This window comes from Nocardiopsis sp. NPDC055824 (assembly GCF_053616335.1).
In genome coordinates this window covers 1-1540 of sequence record NZ_JBSHDN010000405.1, presented here as the reverse complement: position 1 = coordinate 1540, position 1540 = coordinate 1, and the positions used below count along the sequence as shown (strand labels likewise).

2 rRNA genes are annotated in these 1540 nt (G+C 57.1%); both read right to left on the bottom strand.

The window, feature by feature from the left end:
• Nucleotides 1-8: 8 nt before the first annotated feature.
• Nucleotides 9-124, bottom strand: a 5S ribosomal RNA gene (gene rrf, locus ACWGL3_RS32190).
• Nucleotides 125-232: 108 nt separating this feature from the next.
• Nucleotides 233-1540: ribosomal RNA gene (locus tag ACWGL3_RS32185) — 23S ribosomal RNA — on the bottom strand; the annotation flags it as partial.

Genomic DNA, 1540 nt, shown 5'->3' with positions numbered 1-1540 from the left:
ACAAAAAACCGTGGCAGCGACCTACTCTCCCACCCCACCACAGGGCAGTACCATCAGCGCAAGGAGACTTAACGACCGGGTTCGGAAAGAGACCGGGTGTGACCCTCCAGCAATAACCACCACGGAAACCAACAACCCACCAGACCCACACCCCACACCACAACCCAGTGCAAGGGGATCACAGCGAGCCGAAACTCCGTGAAAAGTGTGCGCGAACATCCAATTATCTGCAGCGGACAAGCCCTCGGCCTATTAGTACCGGTCAGCTCCACCCCTCACAGGGCTTCCACACCCGGCCTATCAACCCCGTCGTCTACAGGGAGCCTTACCCTCTCAAAGGAGGCAGGAGACCTCATCTCGAAGCAAGCTTCCCGCTTAGATGCTTTCAGCGGTTATCCCTCCCGAACGTAGCCAACCAGCCATGCCCTTGGCAGGACAACTGGCACACCAGAGGTTCGTCCGTCCCGGTCCTCTCGTACTAGGGACAGCCCTTCTCAAGTCTCCAACGCGCACAGCGGATAGGGACCGAACTGTCTCACGACGTTCTAAACCCAGCTCGCGTGCCGCTTTAATGGGCGAACAGCCCAACCCTTGGGACCAACTCCAGCCCCAGGATGCGACGAGCCGACATCGAGGTGCCAAACCATCCCGTCGATATGGACTCTTGGGGAAGATCAGCCTGTTATCCCCGGGGTACCTTTTAGCCGTTGAGCGACACCGCTTCCACACGCCGGTGCCGGATCACTAGTCCCAGCTTTCGCTCCTGCTCGACACGTCCGTCTCACAGTCAAGCTCCCTTGTGCACTTACACTCAACACCTGATTACCAACCAGGCTGAGGGAACCTTTGGGCGCCTCCGTTACTCTTTGGGAGGCAACCGCCCCAGTTAAACTACCCACCAGACACTGTCCCCGAACCGGATCACGGTCCAAGGTTAGATGCCCGAAACAGTCAGAGTGGTATTTCACCAACGCCTCCACCGCCACTAGCGTGACAGCTTCACCGGCTCCCACCTATCCTACACAAACCATCCCAAACACCAATGTCAAGCTATAGTGAAGGTCCCGGGGTCTTTCCGTCCTGCTGCGCGAAACGAGCATCTTTACTCGTAGTGCAATTTCACCGGGCCCATGGTTGAGACAGTGGGGAAGTCGTTACGCCATTCGTGCAGGTCGGAACTTACCCGACAAGGAATTTCGCTACCTTAGGATGGTTATAGTTACCACCGCCGTTTACTGGCGCTTAGATTCCCAGCTTCGCAGGAGCGAACTCCCACTAACCGGTCCTCTTAACGTTCCAGCACCGGGCAGGCGTCAGTCCGTATACAGCGTCTTACGACTTCGCACGGACCTGTGTTTTTAATAAACAGTCGCTTCCCCCCGCTATCTGCGACCCCACCCAGCTCAGACCGCAAAGGCCATCACCAGACAGGGCTCCCCTTCTCCCGAAGTTACGGGGACAATTTGCCGAGTTCCTTAACCATGGTTCACCCGAACGCCTCGGTATTCTCTACCTGACCACCTGCGTCGGTTTAGGGTAC